9 protein-coding genes and 1 pseudogene are annotated in these 16,658 nt (G+C 68.1%); 2 read left to right on the forward strand and 8 right to left on the reverse strand.

Annotated elements, in window-relative coordinates; genetic code table 11:
• Window positions 1-4 precede the first annotated feature (4 nt).
• The 3 genes from ftsX to rhlB form a co-directional block, all read right to left on the reverse strand.
• Window positions 5-979, reverse strand: coding sequence for a permease-like cell division protein FtsX (gene ftsX, locus F0415_RS08090; protein ID WP_149860709.1), 975 nt, complete (start codon window positions 977-979; stop codon window positions 5-7).
• A complete protein-coding gene (gene ftsE / locus F0415_RS08095) occupies window positions 976-1,662 on the reverse strand; it encodes a cell division ATP-binding protein FtsE (protein WP_149860710.1) in 687 nt (228 codons plus the stop codon). The genes ftsX and ftsE overlap by 4 nt, the downstream gene beginning before the upstream one ends.
• Window positions 1,663-1,727: 65 nt before the next feature.
• Window positions 1,728-3,473, reverse strand: a complete 1,746-nt coding sequence (gene rhlB, locus F0415_RS08100; protein WP_149860711.1) for an ATP-dependent RNA helicase RhlB — start codon at window positions 3,471-3,473, stop codon at window positions 1,728-1,730.
• Between the two features lie 173 nt (window positions 3,474-3,646).
• On the opposite strand from rhlB, the gene trxA reads away from it, so the two are divergent.
• Window positions 3,647-3,973 carry a thioredoxin TrxA gene (gene trxA / locus F0415_RS08105; protein WP_149860712.1) on the forward strand — a complete coding sequence of 109 codons (327 nt, stop codon included), beginning with the start codon at window positions 3,647-3,649 and terminating at the stop codon, window positions 3,971-3,973.
• Between the two features lie 328 nt (window positions 3,974-4,301).
• A pseudogene (gene rho / locus F0415_RS08110) lies at window positions 4,302-5,780 on the forward strand (transcription termination factor Rho); the annotation flags it as partial.
• A 193-nt stretch (window positions 5,781-5,973) separates the two neighbouring features.
• Here rho and F0415_RS08115 read toward each other — a convergent pair.
• Genes F0415_RS08115 through F0415_RS08135 form a run of 5 tightly spaced genes read right to left on the reverse strand, consistent with a single transcriptional unit; the run spans window position 5,974 to window position 16,546 of the window.
• Complete coding sequence (locus F0415_RS08115; RefSeq protein ID WP_425457843.1) at window positions 5,974-7,629, reverse strand: M4 family metallopeptidase; 1,656 nt, start codon at window positions 7,627-7,629, stop codon at window positions 5,974-5,976.
• Between the two features lie 37 nt (window positions 7,630-7,666).
• Entirely contained in the window at window positions 7,667-8,212 is a 546-nt protein-coding gene (locus F0415_RS08120) for a hypothetical protein (RefSeq protein ID WP_149860714.1), read from the reverse strand.
• Entirely contained in the window at window positions 8,209-8,637 is a 429-nt protein-coding gene (locus F0415_RS08125; protein WP_149860715.1) for an EF-hand domain-containing protein, read from the reverse strand. Before F0415_RS08125 ends, F0415_RS08120 begins: the two co-directional genes overlap by 4 nt.
• Window positions 8,634-9,917, reverse strand: coding sequence for a TIGR03032 family protein (locus F0415_RS08130; protein WP_246149919.1), 1,284 nt, complete (start codon window positions 9,915-9,917; stop codon window positions 8,634-8,636). Before F0415_RS08130 ends, F0415_RS08125 begins: the two co-directional genes overlap by 4 nt.
• Window positions 9,918-9,928: 11 nt before the next feature.
• On the reverse strand, window positions 9,929-16,546 hold the full coding sequence (locus tag F0415_RS08135) for a hypothetical protein (RefSeq protein WP_149860716.1): 6,618 nt from the start codon (window positions 16,544-16,546) through the stop codon (window positions 9,929-9,931).
• Between the last annotated feature and the right edge of the window lie 112 nt (window positions 16,547-16,658).

The following is a 16,658-nucleotide window of genomic DNA, read 5'->3' on the forward strand; positions in this document are numbered from 1 at the left end:
GGCTTCACACGTCCGTGGGCCGGGTCTGGCGTAGATGATGCCCGGTTGCGAGCCATGCGCCCAGCCACCCCATCGCCAGCGCCCCCGCCAACAGCAGGCCGACGCCGCGCCAGCCGGGCCCGGCCAGGCGGAACTCGGCGCCGTAGCTGGCCACCAGCGCCGCCAGCGGGCCCTGCAGGAAGGCTCCGGCCACGGCCAGCAGCAGCAGGGCCAGCAGGCCCGCCGCCAGGCCGTACCAGGCACCCAGGTAGAGGAAGGGCCGGCGCACGAAACCGTCGGTGGCGCCCAGCTGCTGCAGCACGGCGATTTCCTCACGACGGGCGCCGATGTCCAGGCGCACGGTGTTGCCCACCACCAGCAGCACGCCAAGGCCCAGCAGCACCGCCAGCACCTGCACCACCCGGGCGCCGAAGGCCAGCCAGGCCGACAGGCGCTGCCGCCAGAGCGCGTCGTGCTGGACGATCTCAGCCTCGGCCAGCTCACGCAGGCTGGCCGCCAGCGCCCCCCCGTCGCCCTCGGGCCGGACCACCAGCACCGCCGGCAGCGGATTCTCCTCCAGCACCTCGAGGGCGCCAGCCAGGTCGCTCATGGTGCGGAACTCGGCCAGGCCCTCTTCCGGCGTGCGTACGGTGACGCCGGCGACGTCGGGACGGGCCCGGAGCTCCTCCGCCAAGGCTTCGGCCCGAGCCAGGTCCACGTCCGGGCGCAGGAACACCCCGATTTCACGCGATTCGGTCACCGAGCCGGAAAAGCGCTCGATGTTGGCCATGGCCAGGCCAAGTCCCAGCGGCAGGGCAATGGCCACCGCCATCACCCCGACCGTCAGCAGGGTGGCGAAGGGCCGGCGCAGCAACCGGCCCAGGCTGGACACCAGCGCATACAGGTGCTGCTCGCGCCAGGCGCGCAGACGCGAAAGCGGGCTGCCGGGATGGCTGCGGCCGGCGGCGGGACGCTGGCGGGATTCGGCGCGCGCGTTCATGCCGCCAGGTCCTCGGGCGCGATGTCGTCCACCAGCCGGCCGTGGTCGAGCACCAGCACACGCCGGCGCATACGCTTGACCAGCATGAGGTCGTGGCTGGCCACCAGCACGGTGGTACCGCCGGCCGGCAGCTCGGCGAACAGCTGCATGATCTCGGCGGCCAGCTGCGGATCGAGATTGCCGGTGGGCTCGTCGGCCACCAGCAGCAGCGGCTGGCCGACGATGGCACGGGCGATGCCGACGCGCTGCTGCTCGCCGGTGGACAGCTGGGCCGGCAGGGCCCGTTCGCGTCCCCCCAGGCCGACCCGGTCCAGCACGGTGCGCACGCGCTTGCCGACCTCGCTGCCGGGCAGGCCGGCGATCAGCAGGGGCAGGGCCACGTTGTCGTGGACGCTGCGATCCATCAGCAAACGATGGTCCTGGAACACCACGCCGACCTGGCGCCGGTGCAGCGGCACCTTGCGCCCGCGCACCTTGGCCAGGTTGCGCTCGTTGACCAGCACCGTGCCGCGGCTGGGCCGCTCGGACAGGTGCACCAGGCGCAGCAGGGTGCTCTTGCCGGCCCCGGAATGGCCGGTGACGAACAGCATTTCCCCGGGCTCGACGCTGAAGCTGACCTCGCTCAGGGCCGGCGGGTTGCCCGGATAGCTCTTGGAGACCTTGTCGAAACGCAGCAGGGCCATGCGCTCATGCCTGGGGGCGACGGGCGCAATCTAGCAGAGCATCCGTCGCTGCGGCCTCCGGCCGCTCAGTGCTTGCTGGGCGGCGAACGCTTCACCAGCGCCTTGAGGCCCGCTTTGAGACGCCCCAGAAGCGAGGGCTTGGCTTCGGCGGATTCCGGCCGGCGGCCGTCGGGCTTGGCGGTTTCGGCCGGCTTGCGCGGCTCGGCGCGCTTGCCCGACTCCGTCGCCCGGGATGCCCCATGGTTGCCCGTGCGCGAGGCGGCCGCGTCGCTACCGCCCTCGCCCAGCGGCTTGCCGCGCCGGCGGCGACGGCGCTTGCGCCTGGGCGCGTCGGGATCGGACTGCTGCGGCGAGGACGGCGCCGGACGCTCCAGCGGCAGCTCCGCCTGCGGGTGCTCGCTGGCCATTGTTTCCGCGTTGCCGCGGCGCTGCCGGCGCTCCCGCTGCCCGCCCGGGCGGTCACTGCGGTGTTCGCGTTCGCCACTGCGGCCGCGGCCACCACGGCGACCGCCGCCACGCCGTTCTTCTTCGGCCCGGCGCGCTTCGCGCGCCTCCCGGAAGATGGCGCCGACGCTCTCGGCGGCTTCGCCGTCCTCACCGGCTTCGGCCTCGACCGGGCGGGTCCGGCGCGGCACCGGGATCAGCAGCTCCGGCTCGATCTGCTCGACCGGGATTTTCTGGCCGATGTAGGCCTCGATGTCCGGCAGACTCATCGCATAGCGCTCGCAGGCGAAACTGACGGCATCGCCCTCGGCGCCCAGGCGGGCGGTGCGGCCGATCCGGTGCACGTAGTCCTCGGCATCGAAGGGCAAGTCGAAGTTGTAGACATGGGTGACACCGTCGATGTGCAGGCCGCGGGCGGCCACGTCGGTGGCCACCAGCAGTTCCAGCTGGCCGTTCTGGAAGCGGCGCAGCAGGCTTTCGCGCTTCTTCTGCGGCACGTCGCCGGACAGCACGCCGACCCTGAAGCCGGCCTTCTCCAGCGCCCGCGCCACCCGCTCGACCCAGACCTTGGTGTTGACGAAGACCATGGCGCGCTGGTCGCCGCCGCGGCTCAGCAGGCCGATCAGCAGCGGGATCTTCTCCTCGTCGGCCGGCAGGTACAGTCGCTGGCGCACGCGCGCGGCGGTGACCGTCTCGGCCTCGACCACCAGCTTCTCCGGTTCGTTCATGTGCTCGTAGGCCAGCTCCAGCACCCGGTGGCTGAGGGTGGCGCTGAACAGCAGGGTCTGCCGCTCGGTGCGGATCGGCATGCGCCGCAGCAGGAAGCGGATGTCCTTGATGAAGCCGAGGTCGAACATGCGGTCGGCCTCGTCCAGCACGCACACTTCGCAGGCATGCAGCGAAACGACGCGATGCTGCTTGACGTAGTCGATCAGGCGGCCGGGAGTGGCGATGATCACGTCCACGCCCTCCTGCAACAAGGCGCGCTGCTTGTCGTAGTCCACGCCGCCGTAGACCAGGGCGAAACGCAGGCCGAGATCGGCGCCGAAGCGGACCGCGTCCTTGTGGATCTGGATGGCCAGCTCCCGGGTCGGCGCCAGGATCAGCGCGCGCGGATCCTCGGGCTTGCGCTCGGCCAGGGCCGGGCGGGTGAGCAGGCGGTTCATCACCGCCACCAGGAAGGCCAGGGTCTTGCCGGTGCCGGTCTGGGCCTGGCCGGCGACGTCGCGGCCGGCGAGGGCTATGGGCAGGGTCAGGGCCTGGATGGGGGTACAACGGGTAAAACCGGCGGATTCGAGGCCCGAAAGCAGGGCCGGGTGCAGCTCGAAGCTGGAAAAAGCGATATCGGTCAGTGGCTTGTCGGACATGAAGGTCTCTGGATGCGCGTCTCTGCGCTTGCGCGGCCGGCCCGGGGGGCCGCAAACTGGCCGCGTCCCGGGGGTCGCCGATGGCGATTGAAATTGCGTCGAAAGCGCCCCAGTTTACCCGAATCCGCGCCCGGCCCCGGTCGCGACCCCAATCAAAACAGGAGTTTGTTCACATGAGCGACCAGGTGCTTCATGTGGGTGACGCCGACTTCGAGGCCCAGGTGCTCAGGTCCGACACCCCCGTGCTGGTGGATTTCTGGGCCGAGTGGTGCGGCCCCTGCAAGATGATCGGCCCGATCGTGGACGAGTTGGCGGGCACCTACGCTGGCAAGGTGAAGGTGGTGAAGCTGAACATCGACCACAATCCCCAGACGCCACGCCAGTACGCAGTGCGCGGCATCCCCACCCTGATGCTGTTCAAGGACGGCAAGGTGCATGCCACCCAGGTGGGCGCGGTCGGCAAGGCCCAGTTGGCCCAGTTCGTGGACAAGGCGCTGTGAGCGCCCCGGACCCCGGTCGCCGACCCGGGGTCCCTGCCCGCCGGCTTGTGGCCCATGGGCCGGCGGTGATAGCGTAAGGGCAGCTCAGGCGCCCTCTGGCGCCCCGTCTTGCAAGACCCCTCTCACCCAACACGCTCGCGCTCGCGAGGTGAACTCCGTGTCCGAAAACGATCTCGAGTCCGGCGACAACGCCGAGAAGCGCTCGCGCAAGCCGCGTGCCGCGTCCCATCCCGAAAGCGGCGGCGAAGCCCCCTTGCCCGCAGCGGCGCCAGCCCCCGAAAGGCAGCAAGCGGAATCCTCCGCCGGCGATGCCGGCGGCGGCAACGGCGGCCAGGAAGGCTCGGCCCAAGGTGGCGACGAAGGCGGCAATGGCGGCCAGGGCGGCTTCCGCGAAGGTGGCCGGCGCAACCGCCGCGAACGCTTCCGCGACAAGCGCTTCCGCGACCGCGACCGCAACCGTGAAGGCGGCGGCGAGGGCGAGGACGGCAATGGCAATGGCGGCGGCCAGGAACGGCCGGTGCCGCAGCTGCCGCCGGACTTCCCCGTCTACAGCCTCAACGACCTCAAGCGCATGCCGGCGCACAAGCTGCTGGAGATCGCCGAGAAGCTGGGCCTGCACGAAGGCGTGGCGCGCATGCGCAAGCAGGACGTCACCTTCGCCCTGCTCAAGGTCCTGACCCGGCATCCGCAGGGCGTGGCCGGCGACGGCGTGCTGGAAATCCTGCCGGACGGCTACGGCTTCCTGCGCTCGGCCGACGCCAGCTACCTGGCCGGCCCGGACGACGTCTACATCTCGCCCAGCCAGATCCGTCGCTTCAACCTGCGCACCGGCGACCACATCGCCGGCCGCATCCGCAGCCCGAAGGATGGCGAGCGCTACGTCGCGCTCAACATCGTGGACACCATCAACGGCGAGCCGCCGGAGGCGTCCAAGGGCAAGGTGCTGTTCGAGAACCTGACCCCGCTGTTCCCGCGCGAGCGCTTCCGCCTCGAGCGCGGCAATGGCAGCACCGAGGACATCACCGGCCGCGTGCTGGACCTGATGGCGCCGATCGGCAAGGGCCAGCGCGCCCTGATCGTCTCGCCGCCGAAGGCCGGCAAGACCATGCTGATGCAGAACGTGGCCCAGGCCATCCTGCACAACCACCCGGACGTGCACCTGATCGTGCTGCTGATCGACGAGCGTCCCGAGGAAGTGACCGAGATGCAGCGCACCGTGCGCGGCGAGGTCATCTCCTCGACCTTCGACGAGCCGGCCGCGCGCCACGTGCAGGTCGCCGAAATGGTCATCGAGCGGGCCAAGCGCCTGGTCGAGCACAAGAAGGACGTGGTGATCATGCTCGACTCGATCACCCGCCTGGCCCGTGCCTACAACACCGTGGTGCCCAGCTCCGGCAAGGTGCTGACCGGCGGTGTCGACGCCAATGCCCTGCACCGTCCGAAGCGCTTCTTCGGCGCCGCCCGCAACGTGGAGGAAGGCGGCTCGCTGACCATCATCGCCACCGCGCTGGTGGATACCGGCTCGAAGATGGACGAGGTGATCTACGAGGAGTTCAAGGGCACCGGCAATGCCGAGGTGCACCTGGATCGCCGCATCGCCGAGAAGCGCGTCTACCCGGCCATCAACATCAACCGCTCCGGCACCCGCCGCGAGGAGCTGCTGATCGAGCCGGACATGCTGCAGAAGATCTGGATCCTGCGGAAGCTGCTGCACCCGATGGACGAGCTGGCGGCCATGGAGTTCCTGCTGGACAAGATGAAGAACACCAAGTCCAACGACGAGTTCTTCCAGTCAATGAAGCGCTGAGGCGGTTGCCGCCTGCATGCGGAAACGCCGGCCCCAGGCCGGCGTTTCCGTTTCCGGCGCCGGCCGGGACGCCCTTTCAATCAGCGGATGGCCGGGCGGCAGCCGCGGCGCAACCCATCGAATCGGCGCAGGCGGCAAAAAGGGAAGGGCGCCCGCAGGCGCCCTTCGATGCGTACTGAAGCCTGACGACCGGTCAGTTCACACCCACGGCCGACCAGGCGGCGGCGACGGCATTGGCCTCGGCCGAGGTGTTGCCGTACAGGTCCGTTGCCGCCTGAATGGTGGCGGTGCGGGCCTGGGCGTAGTTGGTGGACGAGGTCATGTAGACCGTCAGGGCGCGGTACCAGATCTTGCCGGCCTTCTCGCGGCCGATGCCGGTCAGCGCGGTGTTGCCGTTGCAGACCAGGTCGGCCGGGCTCAGGTCGTCGGCCGTGCCGGCGCCGAACCCGGCCGGCACCACGGCGCCTTCCGCCAGCAGGTAGAAGAAGTGGTTGGCGACGCCGGATGTGTAGTGCACGTCGTCCGAGCCCATGCCAGAGACGTAACAGTCGTACGAACGACCATCCAGGCTTGGCTTGAACATGTAGCGCAGGGCCAGATTGCCGGGATTGCCGACGATGAACTCCTCGCCGATGAGATAATCGCCCGGATCGCTGGCATTGTTGGCGTAATACTCGACCATGGCGGCGAAGATGTCCGAGGTCGCCTCGTTCAGGCCACCGGATTCGCCGCTATAGATCAGGTTGGCGGTCCGGCTGGTCACCCCGTGGGTCATCTCGTGGGCCGCCACGTCCAGCACGGTCAAGGGGTAGTAGTTCACGCCGTTGTCGCCGTCGCCGAAGGTCATGCAGAAGCAGGCATCGCTCCAGAAGGCGTTGACGTAGTTGCGGCCGTAGTGGACGCGGGCGACCGCGCCGACGCCGTCATCGGCGATACCAAGCCGGCCGTGCTCGTCCAGGAAATAGTCCCAGGTCGTCGCGATGCCGTAATGGGCCTCGGCGCCGGCGGACTGGGAACTGGACACCGTGCCGTTGCCCCAGACATTGTCGGCATCGGCGAAGACGGTGCCCATGCCGGCGGTGCGCATGCCCATGTTGTTGGTGCTGCCGCCGCCGCGAACCAGGTCCTTGAGCTGGTAGTTCGAACCGCAGTCGGCGGTATCCACGCTCACCGTGCCGACGGTGATGCCATGGCCGGTACCGCTGGCCGGCGTGCCGGTGGCGCAGGTGTTTTTGTCGCGACCGGGACGGGCGACATGGATGGCATCCCATTTGTCCAGCAAACGACCGTCCTGGGCACTGACGATGTAATGCATTTCGGTCGGCGTCTGGTCACTCCGCATGCCGCGCAGGACGACCTCGTGCGCCAGAACCGGTTCGATGCCGCCGCGGGCATAGACGACCTGACGGGCGCTGGGTGTGCCCTGCACGCGCAGGCCGAATGCGCCGCGCGCCGCGTTGACGGCGTAGCTGCGGCCGAAGGCGGCACGGGTGCCGGCCGGACGCCGGGCGGTGTCCAGGGTCTGGCTGATGCCGACCAGCTCGCCACCGCGCGCATGGACCACGAAGTCGCCGCCAATCACCGGCAGGCCATTGCTCCAGACACGATTGAAGCGCACATGCTCGGTACCGTCGTCGTCTATGATCACCGACTGGATCTGCGCCGAGAACTCGTCGCCGACCGCGCGATGCACGCGTCCGGTACCGGCTCCGTCGAGAAGCGCCTGGGCGCGCGCGGCAGCGGCGGCCTTGGCGGCTGGCGTGGCCGGACGCGCCTCGCCGGCGAACGCCGGCAGCGCGACCAGGGCAAGCACCGGCAGAATGGCGGCGCTAAGCAGGCTCATCTTCAGTTTCATTTCGGTATCCCCTTGTCCCCGTTGTGTAGCGTCAATGCTGGACGTTGCCGACGGCAGCGCCTGGTTGGCGGGTACGGCGCAGCGGCGCAGGCGGCTTCAGCACCGCACCCTCGAAATAGGAAACGAACAGCGGAAATCCGCGCGGCGAGTAGCCGATGAAGGTGAAGCCGGCTTCGGGCACCTGGGCGGTGGCGTAACGGCCGGACAACATGCGGTTCTGCAACTCGGCCAGTACACCGATGGCTTCCGGCTCGGCCTGGGCGGCATTCCATGCCTGGAGCACCTCACAAACCCGTCGCACGAACGGCACCGTCTGGTGCTGGCCGCGCTTGGAAGGGTCGAAGAACTGCCGGTAGTAGTAGGTCGGCTGCCTCAGCCGCGGCAGGATCCGCAGCACCGCAGTACCCACCGCGCACACCCTGCCGTTCTCGTCCCGACCGATGCAGACCGCCTGGTCCGCGCGCATGTCCGCCTGTTCGCCGCTGGCCAGCGCCCTGTTGCGCTCCCAGAACTCGCGCAGCTCCTGTTTGAGTTCGGGCGTGACCTGCTTCCAGACCGGGATGATCTCGAAACTCATTCTGGCGAATCCTTCCCCGCGGTGCCTGCCGGCACCGGTCCCATCTGCCGGACCATCGAAACGTACTCGTCGAATTGCAGCCTGCCGTCCTTGTTGCCGTCGAAGCGCGACAGCGGCGGAGCCTGGTCGCCAGCCCGGCGCACCAGCAACAGCCCGCGGTACTCTTGGTCATCGATGGCACCGTCGTCGTTGCGGTCCACCCGCTCGAACTGGGCGCGCAGACGGGTGACTGCCGCACGCTGCCGCAACGTGTCCCAGCCCCTGCGGAACTCTTGCTGCGACAGCACGCCGTTGCCGTCGGCATCCCAGCGCTTGAATACCGCGTCGCCGGGGTGCTGGTCGGCACGCACCGGCTGCTCCTGGCCGATCGCCACAAGCGGCAGCGCCAGCATCAGCCCGGCCAGCGACAACCACACCCGGCTCATGCGCCGGCCTCCGCCGCAGCGGGGGCAGCCGCCGGGATCGCCGACTCGAAGGTGATGAGGTCGCGGATCTCCGGTGTACGCAGACCGATCAGCATCGGGTTGCGGACGTTTGGCAGGAAGCACACGTCGAACACCTCGCTTATGTCGCCATCGAAACGGATCCAGTTGAGCACGTCGCCGTTGGCCAACGAAACGATCTGCACACCGCACCACGGCTCGGCATCGCGCTTACGCAGCTCCTCATCCAGATCCAGGCCCTCGAAGCGCTGGTTGCGCGGCTTGGACAGGCCGACTGCTGCCACATTGCCGGCGATAGACAGGCCGCGGGCGAAGCCCGGCACGAAGGCCAGCGGTACGAACTTCTTCTTCTCCAGGTCCACCCAGCCCAGGTGTCCGGTGCCGGCATTGAGCACCCATAGCCGGCCGTTGGCCCAGCGCGGCGAGTGCGGCATGGACAGCCCCTCGCAGACGATCTCGTCGGTTTCGACGTCGATCACCACGCCGCCGTCGCGGCGCCGGTCGCGCCAGCCGTCGACGGTGTCGCTACGGCAAACCGCCGTAACGTACTTCGGCCGACCGTCCACCATTGCCAGGCCGTTGAGATGGCAGCGGTCTTCCGGGGCGAGCTTGCTGATGAACTTCGGCTTCCAGATCGCCTTGAAGCTGTGGGTCAGGCTCAGCTCGGCCAGGCAGGAGTATTTGGTGTTCACGAACACCACCCTGCCGTCCTTGCGTATGCCCAACTCGTGGATGTCCAGATCGCCGATCGTCTGGGCATTGCGCGGCACGTAGCACTTGTCGAAGCGGCCATGAACGGTCTCGTTCGGCCTCAGCACGTTTTCGAACCGCCAGACCTGGTACAGCCCGCCCAGGTAGATGCGCTGGGCGTTGCCGACCACGCCCATGGCACGCTCGAAAATGCGCTCGAAGAACGAAACCCGTCCCTGCTGATCGCTGCCGACCAGATAGATGCGGCCGGTCTGGTACGAAGTGATCGCCAGCGATACCCGATTCATGGCCAGCCACCCGGCCAGGCCGCGCGAACAGGCCTTCTGTACGTTGAGCTTGGTCAGATCCTTGGGCGCCTGGGCTTGCGACGAAGCGCCGGATGCCGCCGGCGGGGCTTCCGCGCCGACCGTCTGAAGCCCGGATTCCAGTTCCTGCTCCGGGCCGGTCTGGTCGCGGAGGTCTTCCCCATCGCTCTTCTTTCTTGCCACGTCCTGCTCCAGCCTGTCTTCTCCCATCCCTGGCGGCGGCGCGGCGACCTCCACGGTCGCCACGCCGGATTCCGTCACCAGGTCCAGCGCACCACTAGCTGGCCGCCGAATGTGCTGTCCACCGCGCCGCCATCATTCCAGTTGACGCCGCCGGTCAGCGACCAGCCGCCCTTTTGCACGCCGATGCCGAGTTCGAGCTGGCCGGTCGTGCCATCCGCTTCCACGCTGCCCGCCAGCGTCGGGTCGCCGTTGACGATGAAGCTGCTGCGGCCATCCGACTCGTGTATGGCGCTCAGGCTGCCGTAGGGCGTGAGCCGAATACCGTTGCCGGTAAGGAAACTGTGCTCGAGCCCCAGGCCGACGCGCAAGCGCTCGGAATCACCGCCGTCCAGCCTGGCCTCGGTCAATGTGCCGGCCACCGGATCCATGTTGTCTATGCGGATGCGGGTGTACTGGATCTGAGGCACCAGGGTCATGGCGCCGACCTTCCAGCCGGTGTAGCCCGCCTCCAGGTTGAATGCCCTGGCATTGCCGCTGGTCTGGTAGCTGGCGGTCGCCGTACGCAGGCGGGACTCGAAGTCCATCCAGCGCCACGACGCGTCGAAATAGAAATCGCCGCGCAACCAGGTGGCATAGAGGCCTGCGCTGTCCAGGTCGGTCTGATCGCTGCCGGAACCCCCGGCCAGTCCACGCCGGCCGTCGGCCTTGCCCAGCAGCACGCCGTAATGGAAGCCGTGGCCGACCGTGAAGTTCATGCCGATCTCGATACCATCGGACTGCTGCGAGAACCCGAGATTCTCGCCGGCTGCGAAACCGCTGCCGGTGGGGCGGACATCACCATCGCTGTCGAACCAGCGCACCCAGGGTCCGAGCCCGTTCATCCCGTCCAGCGTCGGCAGAACGCCGACGCGCTGGCGAAGGGTGCCGACACTGGTCCCTATCAGCGAATGCACTCCCGGCGCCACCGTAGCGGCGAGGACGCCGCCGTCGCTCAGGCCGTCGGCGACGATGGCCAGGCTGAACAGGTTGTCCGTGCCCGCCACCGAGTGGTCCACCGTCAGCCCGAAGGCGAGCAGTTCGCTCTCGAATCCGGTCAGGCTGCCCGCGACGAAGGCATTCGGGTCCGCATCTCCGCTGGCCACCACCACCGTGATCGGACCGATGTCCAGGTCGGCCGGCATCTCGGTGATCGAAACGTTGATGGTCTGCGGATCGCTGCCCACGATGTCACCTTCGACATAGAGCATGTCGCTGGTTTCGGCGGCGAGATCGACGTCCACGTGGATGGCACCGTCGCCGCCGAAGTTGCCGTATACCGTCAGCACATCGTCGGTCGCGCCGTCCACGAAGCTGATCACCCCGTCGTTGGCCAAGGCACCGGAGGTCGGGCCGAGCGCCAGCGGCGTCGAGATCGATTCGCCCGAAACGATGGCCATGCCGCCACCCGCCGTACCCAGGTCGATGTAACTGTCACCAATGACCTGGATCGTGCCGGAGTTGACGAAGACGTTGCCGCTGTCGGCATCGCCAAGATCGATACCCGAGTAGGCCAGCACCAGCAGGCCGGCGTTGTACAGGCTGTCGTCACCGGCACCGGCTTCCAGTACGCCCGATACGATGGTGAGCGTGCCAGCGTTGTCGATGTTGTCCGCGCCGTCTCCCAGGTCGCTGCCAGGCCCGACCAGGTACCAGCTTCCGCCGGCTGCGTTGTTGATCAGGTCGTCGCCGGCGCCGGTGATGATGGCGCCGTTTATCTCGCCGGTGTTGTGCACTTCGTCTACCTGGTCGCCGCCGAGCACGGCGATCGAGCCGCCGGCAGGCGCACCGGTTTCGATGGTGCCGCTGTTGTACAAGCGGGCGACGCCGGTATCGGACACCATGCTGACCGCGACCGCGACGGTGTCATGGTCGGCGGAGATGGTGCCGCTGTTGGTCACGGTGACGTCGCCGTCGCTGATCGCCACCAGGCCCACCGCCGAGCCGGACGGATCGCCGGCGCTGGCATGGATCGTGCCGCTGTTGCTCACCTGTGCCGAGCCGTAGCCGGCCACGTAGGCGGCGATGGCGCTGCCGCCGATCGTTTCCGCCAGTATCTCGCCGGCATTGTCCAGGATGGCATCGCCGAACTGGCTCACCGCGACCAGACCGACCGCCTGACCGTAATCGCTGATCGCCGAGACGATGCCACCCGCGGCGTTGCTTACCGACGCCAGGTAGTAGCCGGCCGCGTACACGGCAAATGCCGTGTTGTCCGATACCGCCGTGATGTCGCCGGAATTGGTGATGGCAGCGCTGACACCGACCGCGAAGGCGCCATAAGCGTCGGCGTAAAGCGAGGTCGCATGGATGCTGCCACTGTTGACCACCCCGACGTCGCCCGCGCCGCTGATGGCGGCGGCGCCCACGCCGGCGCCATTGACGCCGTTGGCGACCAGCGAGCCGCCGTTGTCCACCAGCGCACTCCCGTAGGCGGACTGCGCTCGGGCCGCGATAGACAATCCGAGCACCGACGAGGCGAGGACGTTGCCGGAGTTGCCGACCACCACCGTGCCGCCGGGCGAATAGCCGTACAGACCGACGGCCGCCCCATCATACGCATACGCGCCGACGTCACCGGCATTGTCTATCGCCGCCGAGGAAACGCCGTAGGCAGAGATGCCGATGCCGCCGTAATACCCTTCGGCGCTGATCGTTCCGGAATTGGTGGCGATCGCCGCATCGCCCTGGGCAATCAGCCCGGAGGCCGAGCCATACCGGGAGAATGCGTAGACGTCGCCGCTGTTGTCGGCCGTGGCCTGGCCGTAAAGCGCCCGGGACAAGGCGCCCACAGCCATGCCCGCATAACTGTAGGCACTGATGTCGCCGCTGTTGACGACCAGCGTGTCGCCGGCGGAAGAGATGCCGAACGCGCCGACGCTGGTGCTGGTGCCGCTGCCGTTGGTGTAAATGCTGCCGGCATTGGTGATCGACACGTTGCCGGTCGCCGACAGGGCAAGCGCCCCGAAGGCGGCATTGAAGCCGGAATAGGCATTGATCGCGCCGCCGGCGGCATTGGTGACCACGGCGTCGGTGTAGGCGCTCGCCAGCACGCCGTAGGCGTACTTGCCGGACACGTCCACCAGGCCGCTGTTGTCGATCGTGGCGGTCCCGCCCTGCGAACTGGCGAGGATGCCGTAGGCACCGTAGTACTTGAAGGCGGTGGATTCGACGTATACGTCACCGGAGTTGACGACACTGGCATTGCCGGAAGGGGACAAGGCCAACAGGCCGTAGGCCGTCCCGCCCGAGAACACGTCCACCAGGCCGCTGTTGTCGATGCCCGCACCGGCGTCGCCGGCGGCGACGATACCGCCGGTGCCGTAGCCGTACTTGGCGTACTGGTAGGCCTGGACGGTACCGCTGTTGGTCACGCTGGCGGTGCCGCCCGGGTTGAGCGCGATGGCCTCGATGGCGGTACCGCCGAAGTAGCCCGCTGCCGAAACACTGCCGCTGTTGTTGACGACCACTGCCGCGTCAACGCCGTAACTGGAGGCGTGTATGCCCGTACCCAGAGCGCTGCCGTACAGGTAGCCGCCGTAATAGGTGATCTCCCCGGCGACGATGTCGCCGCTGTTGCCGATCGTGACGTCGCCGCCCGCATCCGCGTAGATTCCCATGGCAACGTAGCCCTGGGCCTCGATCGAGCCGGCATTTTCAACCAGGGCGCCGCCGGCGCCGCCGGAGGCGTAGATGCCCATCGCGTACTGGCCGGAGTAGGCGAAGATGGTACCGTCGGCACCGACCGTAACGGCGACGCTGTCCAGCGCCTGGGCCTCGATACCTGCGGCCCAGGTGGCACCGTAGGCGCCGATGTAGCCGTCGTTGGCCACGACGACGTTCTGTCCGTAGGCGAACACGCCGTCGGCTAGTCCGTACTTGGAAACCGCCAGGACGCCGCCTTCGTTGCTTACCGAGACGTCGCCGTAGGCGGTGTAGCCCAGGATGCCGATGGCGTCGTAGGCGAGGGAGCCCGCCCCGATGATCCCGGAGTTGTGGACGGACACGCTTCCGTAGGCAATGGCCTGGACACCCGTCGCGTCGCCGTTGTAGGCGACCGCGTAGATGCTGCCGGCGTTGTCCACCACTGCCGAAGACTGCGCCTGAACCGCCACGCCGGTAGCGCCGTAGTAGCCGACCGCCTGAACGAGCCCACTGTTGTCGACGTTGGCGGTATACCCGCCGGCGGCGATGCCAAGAGCGTTTCCGCCGTAGGACTGGGCGCCGATGGTCCCGCCATCGTTGCTTACCGAGGCGTTGCCGTAGGTGGATCTGGCATAGACGCCGAACGCCGCGGAATCGCCATAGGCGTAGACGGAGCCGTAGGCGCCATTGGTCACGTTGGCGTCGCCGTCGGTGGAGAGCGCCAGCAGGCCGGCACCGAGCGCATAGCCGTCCGCGATCACGGTACCGTCGTTGCCGACGATGGCGTCGCCGAGCGAACTGATGGCGATCGCGCCATAGCTGTACTTGCCCTCTGCGACCACCAGGCCGGTGTTGTCCACCTGCGCGATGCCGTCGCCGGCGTTCGCCTGGATGCCGATGCTGTACTTGCCGTAGGTGTTGACCTCGCCCGAATTGATTACCGTGGCGCCGGCGGGGCCGCTGGCGGTAATGCCGGTGGCCCGGTAGTAGCCGACCGAGTAGGCGCCGACGAACCCGGAGTTGTCCACCGTGGCGGAACCGTAGCCGGAGGCGGCGACCACGCCATAGGCGCCGTAGTACTTGCTGGCGTCGGTGCTGACGGCGACGATGTCGCCGGCGTTGACGACGGTGGCGTCGCCGGACTGGGACAAGGCCAGCGCGCCGTAGGCCAGACCGCCGGAGACCGCCACGACGACGCCGCCGTACTGGTTGTCGATCGAGGCGCCGGCGTCGCCAACCGCAACGATGCCGTTGGCACCGTAGCCGTATTTCGAGTACTGCTGGGCATAAACGAAGCCGCTGTTGCTGACGATGGCGGTGCTGCCCTCGTTCAGCGCCAGCGCTTCAATGCCGGTTCCCCCGTAGTAGCCCTGGCCGATGACCTGGCCGGCATTGTCCACCGACACCGTTGCATCTATGCCGTAGCTCATGGCGTGGATGCCCGTGCCGGTGAAGCTGCCGGTGGCGTCGCCGCCGACCACCAGGCCGCCATAGGCGTTGGTCACCGTCGTGTCGCCGCCGGACTCGGCATAGATGCCGTGGGCGAAACCGTAGGACTGGCCGACGGCAACGCCGGAGTTGGCCACTGTGGCGCCGCCGGCGCCGCCAATGGCGTAGATGCCGAAGCCGTAGTAGCTGCCGCCTCCGTAGGCATAGCCGCTGTTGCTTACGTAGACCGAGTTCCCGCCCTGGACCTCGATGCCGGCGCCCCAATAGCCGCCTTCGCCGATCGCCGCACCCTGGTTGTCCACGCTGACGTTGACCCCGGAGGCGAAAATGCCGTCACCGACGCCATAGCTTCCGTTTGCACTGCCGACCGCCGCGCCGGTGTTGGTGATGGCGACGTCGCCGTAGATCGAGTAGCCGTACAGGCCGATGCCATTGCCGTAGGAGCCGTTGGCCTCGGCGATGGCCGCGCCTGTGTTGATGATGGTGACGCTGCCGTTGACCGAGCGGCCCTCGATGGCGATGGCGTCGCCGCCATAATACGAATAGGCGCCGGCGTAACCGTTGTTCTCGACGACAACGTCACCGTAGCCGAAGGCCCGTATGCCGGTCGCAGCGTAGTAGGCACCGGCATAGACGGAGCCGTCGTTGGTCACCGACACCCCAAGATACCCATAGGCACCAATGCCGACCGCATTGCCGTAAAAGGCGATTGCCCTCACGCCGCCGCTGTTGCCCACCTCGACTTCCTGGCCGTAGGCGGCGATGGCATAGGCGTTTCCGTAGTAGCGGCTGGTCGCGTACACGCCACCCCGGTTGTCCACCTGGGCCAGACCGTCGCTGGCGACGACGGCCATGCCGATGGCGCTGCCGTAGGCCTCGGCGTCCACCAGGCCGGTGTTGGCGACACTGGCCCCATACCGTCCGTTGGCATAGATGCCGCCGGCGAAGGATCCGGTCGAGTAGGTGTACACCGCGCCGTTGTTGGTGACGGCGGCCGTTCCGTAGTCGGACGTCGCCTCGATGCCTGACACGAAACCGCTCCCGTAGGCGTAAACGATTCCGGTGTTGGTGACGGTGACATCGTCCACCGCATCGGCGATGATGCCGGAGCCGTTGTAGGCGTAGATCGACCCCGCGTTTCCGATGTCGGCGCTGCCGCCGCTGTCGACATGGACGCCGATGGCGTCGCTGACGCTGACATAGGCGTAGGCGCTCACGTCCACCACCTGCGCCCCGCCACCGTACAGGTAGACGCCATCGTCGCCCGCCGCCGGGGTCACCGTGGTCAGGTTGACACCGTCGCCGACGACGACGGTCAGGTCATCCACCCCGTAGTCGATGGTGTCCGGGTAGTTGGCGTTGTCGCAGGTGACGGTGTCGCCGGGTGACGGCGCCAGGATGTCGCAGGCCCAGGCCGGGCCGGCGGTCGCGAGGGCCAGGGCCGAAAACGCAAGCGCCGTCCTGACGGCATTCGCGACCGGCGCTACCCGCGGTCGCCTGCCCTGCCTGATTCCCTGCGGATTCCCCTTGCCGGCGCCGAAACCATTCCCCTTGGCGTTCATCGCAGCCCATCCCCTGTCCGAATTGTCTCCGCGGAACCCCCTATCGCTTCCGGCCGCGCGGACCAGCCGGAAGCAAGACACGCCCGGAGAGCGAACCGCTCCCGCGGAAGTG

Origin of the sequence: Arenimonas fontis (assembly GCF_008386465.1) — a bacterium.
Taxonomy (GTDB): domain Bacteria; phylum Pseudomonadota; class Gammaproteobacteria; order Xanthomonadales; family Xanthomonadaceae; genus Arenimonas; species Arenimonas fontis.

Bases quoted from the DNA above. Each gene is read 5' to 3' on its own strand.
- ftsX (WP_149860709.1), bottom strand. From the start codon at position 979: ATGAACGCGCGCGCCGAATCCCGCCAGCGTCCCGCCGCCGGCCGCAGC.
- ftsE (WP_149860710.1), bottom strand. From the start codon at position 1,662: ATGGCCCTGCTGCGTTTCGACAAGGTCTCCAAGAGCTATCCGGGCAAC.
- rhlB (WP_149860711.1), bottom strand. From the start codon at position 3,473: ATGTCCGACAAGCCACTGACCGATATCGCTTTTTCCAGCTTCGAGCTG.
- trxA (WP_149860712.1), top strand. From the start codon at position 3,647: ATGAGCGACCAGGTGCTTCATGTGGGTGACGCCGACTTCGAGGCCCAG.
- F0415_RS08120 (WP_149860714.1), bottom strand. From the start codon at position 8,212: ATGAGTTTCGAGATCATCCCGGTCTGGAAGCAGGTCACGCCCGAACTC.
- F0415_RS08125 (WP_149860715.1), bottom strand. From the start codon at position 8,637: ATGAGCCGGGTGTGGTTGTCGCTGGCCGGGCTGATGCTGGCGCTGCCG.
- F0415_RS08135 (WP_149860716.1), bottom strand. From the start codon at position 16,546: ATGAACGCCAAGGGGAATGGTTTCGGCGCCGGCAAGGGGAATCCGCAG.